The following is a 4,033-nucleotide window of genomic DNA, read 5'->3' on the forward strand; positions in this document are numbered from 1 at the left end:
TTAGGATCGGGCGATGGACTTGCCGCCGCGTTGCTTCCAGCCTTTTGCCCCGACGTATTATTCGAATCATTCTTCGTGTCTTCATTAGGCTCAAAAGGTGCATGATATTCTATATTCTACTTCTAGCATTTTGATAATGCCACTAGTAATATGATCCTCTTGTAAGCTTGCTATATAAGCAGGTAGATTGTCAATTTTCTCAGGCAAGTAAGCTATCGTCGTGTACACTTCAAATTGGGATCTCGTGTACAGCTTGATCTTGTCAGGATACGGCTCTGAAGGGTCCGGTTTAATTTCGGAAATATCCGAGAGTGCACTCTCCGGAATTTCACCAAGCACTTTACATAGTGCTGCTTTATTCGGATCGCCGTCCGTCCACCCCGTCAAAATAGGCATATCCAGAGGAATACTGCTGCCAGCCGCCAATTCAACGACAGCGCCATCGGCAAGTACGGCTTGCTTTTTGCCATCTGCACCAATCTGGAAAGCAACCTTGGGATACTCCTGCACGGTAATAAGTACTTTGCCTGGAAAATGCTTCTTCACCGTAGCTGTCTTAATCATGGGTAGAGATGAAATTCGCTGTGTTATCGACTGGGAGCTGAATGCAAAGAATCGGTCCCCGACAGCAATCTGGCTAGCTTGTCCAATGGCTTCCGAGGTCATGAGCTCATTTCCTTCAACTTCAATGACACTTACGCTACAATCTTGTATGTAACCAGTCGACTGAAACCGTGAATCCCCGCCTGTATCCAGGAAGGGATGCGCGGAAATCATTCAATTGTTCGCTTACTCACTTGGAACAGGGGATTGTCGATGCACGGAAGCACCCAATCTTGAAAGCATATGTTCAATTCTATCATAACCTCTATCAATATGATGAATTTGCTCAACGATCGTCGTACCATGCGCAGCCAGACCGGCGATAACAAGTGCTGCGCCAGCACGCAAATCGGTCGCCTCCACTGTCGCTCCATACAACCTAGGAACGCCTCGAATAAAGGCTGAACTCATATCCACACGGATATCTGCTCCCATACGGGACAATTCATCTACGTGTTTGAATCTACCTTCGAAAATCGTTTCTTTCATTACGCTCATCCCGTCTGCTAAAGATAGCAGCACCATAACCTGTGATTGCAAGTCGGTTGGAAAAGATGGATGCGGCGAAGTCACGATACGTTCGACGGCCTTCGGTCTTGTCGGACAGCTTACATGTATTATATCACCGTCAGAGATGATTTGAACACCTGCACGCTTAAGGACATGGATCACAGAGGTTAAATGAGCAGGGTTAACCTTCTCTAGGGTGATGCTCCCTTTGGTTGCAGCAGCGGCCACCATAAAGGTTCCAGCCACAATACGGTCAGGGATGATGCGGTAGGTGCAAGGTGACAGAGTTTCCACACCACGAATGGTAATGGTATCTGTTCCTGCTCCGATAATATCGGCGCCCATGGCGTTCAGAAAGTTTTGCAAATCCTGAATCTCCGGTTCGCGGGCCGCATTATAAATTGTTGTAATACCTTCCGCTTTCACAGCAGCCATCATGATATTCTCCGTAGCTCCGACGCTCGGAAAATCCAGAACGATTTCACTGCCTTGAAGTGATTCGGCTGTGCAAACAATTTTGTTTGCGAATTCTTCAATGTTGGCTCCTAAAGCCTGCAGCCCTTTCAGGTGCAAATCGATTTTGCGTTCGCCGATTGCGCAGCCTCCGGGTTGATACACGGTGACACTGCCAAATCTAGCGAGCAGCGGTCCCATTAGAAAGATGGAAGAACGCATCTGACCCATCAATTCTTCTGGAATATGTGAGGAATTAGCTGTGGATGTTGTAATGGATACCGTGTCCCCTTGCTGTTCGGCACGGCAGCCCAGCGCACGAAGAATGCGCAGCATGGTGTCGATATCGAGCAAATTAGGAACATTATGCAGAGTATGAGTGCCGCTAGCCAGGATGCATGCTGCTAAGATTGGTAATGCGGCGTTTTTAGCGCCGTGTATCTGGATGGCTCCCGTGAGAGGTCTTCCACCTTCGATAACGAGCTTCTCCAAAGTTCCACCTCCGATTTACCTCTCACCCATCACCAAAACTTCCGGTACTAGCGATATACCGTACTGATTCTGTACGATCTGCTGTACTTCTGCGATGAGAGTGAGAACGTCCTCGGCTTTAGCATCTCCGGTGTTCACAATGAAATTGGCGTGCAGCGTGGAAATTTCCGCTCCACCGACACGTTTGCCTTTCAGGCCAGCCTCTTCGATGAGCTTTGCGGCGAATCCCCCTGCGGGGTTGCGGAAAACACTTCCAGCACAAGCTAATTGAAGCGGTTGTGTGCGAAGACGCCGATCTCGGTAAGCCGCCATGGCTCCCGCGATTTCTTTGCGTTCTCCAACCTGTAATTCAAAGACAGCTTCTGTTACTATGCCGGGTAGAGTGTGCAGAATAGAATGCCGATAGGCATACTGCAGATCCTCTGCCTGCATCGTGACCAATTCCCCTGTGTCCAGGATGACTTCAGCCTGCTTGAGTATGCGTGACACATCGGACCCGTGAGCCCCTGCATTCATGTAGACGGCGCCTCCCACAGAACCGGGAATGCCCGAAGCAAACTCCAGTCCGGTTAAACCTTCCTTGGCCGCTAGCACAGACAATTTAATGAACGAATAGGAACCGCCAGCATAAACGGTTGCACCTTCAAAGCGCAAAGTTTCCAGCGCAGAGCCAAGTTTGATAACTACCCCTCTAATTCCTTTGTCACTGACAAGTAAGTTAGAGCCACGACCGATAATCGTCCATGGTACTCCACGTTGATGCAGGAAACGGATAACTGCAGCAACCTGCTCCTTCGTGTTTGGGAGGATGAGGCAATCGGCCGGACCACCGATTTTCCAAGTCGTATAAGGGGCTAGTCGTTCATTCGTTCGAATCTCGCCAATATTTGCTGCCTTTAAGTCGGATATTAACTGCTGCATGGGAAAACCTCCTTCACAGAACATAGGGCGAAATTATCGAATCATCTTAAACTCCATAATTTCAAAAATACGGACCAAGTTGAAGATGGCCGGGCTTCAAACTTTGGCGTCATATCAAGCCTTAGGTGTCTGTCACGGTTATAGTATAGTTTATGTAAAATCGGATAGAGTGTGACAATCGCCTATTCGCTTTCGAAAAACTAACTCGATAAGCTATAGGATTCAATCAATTTAACGATCGCTGCAACAGCATCGCTGTCGTTGCGGGATTGCATAGCCGCTTTGTAAGTTTCTCTGTTTGCGTAGAGAGCCTCCAGGCGGGTTTGCAGCGATTCAGGAGTAAGTTCATCTTCCTGCATGACATCCGCGTAGCCGGCTTTCTGAAACGACTTTGCGTTCAGAATTTGATCTCCCCGGCTCGCTTGCAAAGATAGCGGAATAAGCAGCATAGGTTTTTCCAATACCAAAAACTCATAGATAGACGTAGCGCCTGCACGGGAAATCACAAGATCTGTGATTGCTAATATATCCGGGAGTTCTTCATTCAAATACTCGAATTGTTTATATCCACGCGTCCCAGCAAATTCTGCTGCAATATTACCCTTCCCGCACAAGTGAACAATTTGAAATTGCTCCAGCAAACGAGGGAGGTTCCCTCTGACTGCTTGGTTGATCACCTGTGAGCCCAAGCTGCCTCCCATGATCAAAACAACGGGTTTCTGCTTATGAAAATCGCAAAGCTGGTAGCCTCGGGAGGCTTTCCCGCTCCGAATATGTTCGCGAATCGGTAAGCCAGTTAGAACGGCTTTATCTTTGTTGACATGCTGCAAAGACTCTGGGAACGTGACACATACTTTCGTTGCCAAAGGAATCGATATTTTGTTAGCCAATCCTGGCGTCATATCGGATTCATGAATAATAACCGGCACCTTGTTCATACGGCTGCCCAGAACGACCGGAACGGAAACGAACCCGCCCTTCGAAAAGACGATGGCGGGCTTCAGACGACGGAGCAATCTATAAGATTCATACACACCTTTTATCACTCTAAAAG

General features: G+C 48.1%; 4 protein-coding genes. All 4 read right to left on the reverse strand.

All coding sequences use genetic code 11. The features are described from left to right. Positions 1-90 precede the first annotated feature (90 nt). Positions 91-777 (reverse strand): cell division protein FtsQ/DivIB, encoded by a 687-nt coding sequence (locus AC1DUA_RS29205; protein ID WP_477503090.1) that lies wholly within the window; start codon positions 775-777, stop codon positions 91-93. A gap of 12 nt (positions 778-789) precedes the next feature. Then, positions 790-2,058 (reverse strand): UDP-N-acetylglucosamine 1-carboxyvinyltransferase, encoded by a 1,269-nt coding sequence (gene murA, locus AC1DUA_RS29210; RefSeq protein WP_477503091.1) that lies wholly within the window; start codon positions 2,056-2,058, stop codon positions 790-792. 15 nt (positions 2,059-2,073) lie between these two features. Next, entirely contained in the window at positions 2,074-2,979 is a 906-nt protein-coding gene (murB, locus tag AC1DUA_RS29215) for a UDP-N-acetylmuramate dehydrogenase (protein ID WP_477503092.1), read from the reverse strand. Between the two features lie 200 nt (positions 2,980-3,179). Beyond that, a partial coding sequence (locus AC1DUA_RS29220) for an undecaprenyldiphospho-muramoylpentapeptide beta-N-acetylglucosaminyltransferase (RefSeq protein WP_477503093.1) occupies positions 3,180-4,033 on the reverse strand: 854 nt, incomplete at its 5' end.

It is taken from the genome of Paenibacillus sp. 01T422, from assembly GCF_056398785.1.

What these genes read in the sequence shown, in the direction of transcription:
- AC1DUA_RS29205 (WP_477503090.1), bottom strand. Translation starts at nt 777, where the DNA reads ATGATTTCCGCGCATCCCTTCCTGGATACAGGCGGGGATTCACGGTTT.
- murB (WP_477503092.1), bottom strand. Translation starts at nt 2,979, where the DNA reads ATGCAGCAGTTAATATCCGACTTAAAGGCAGCAAATATTGGCGAGATT.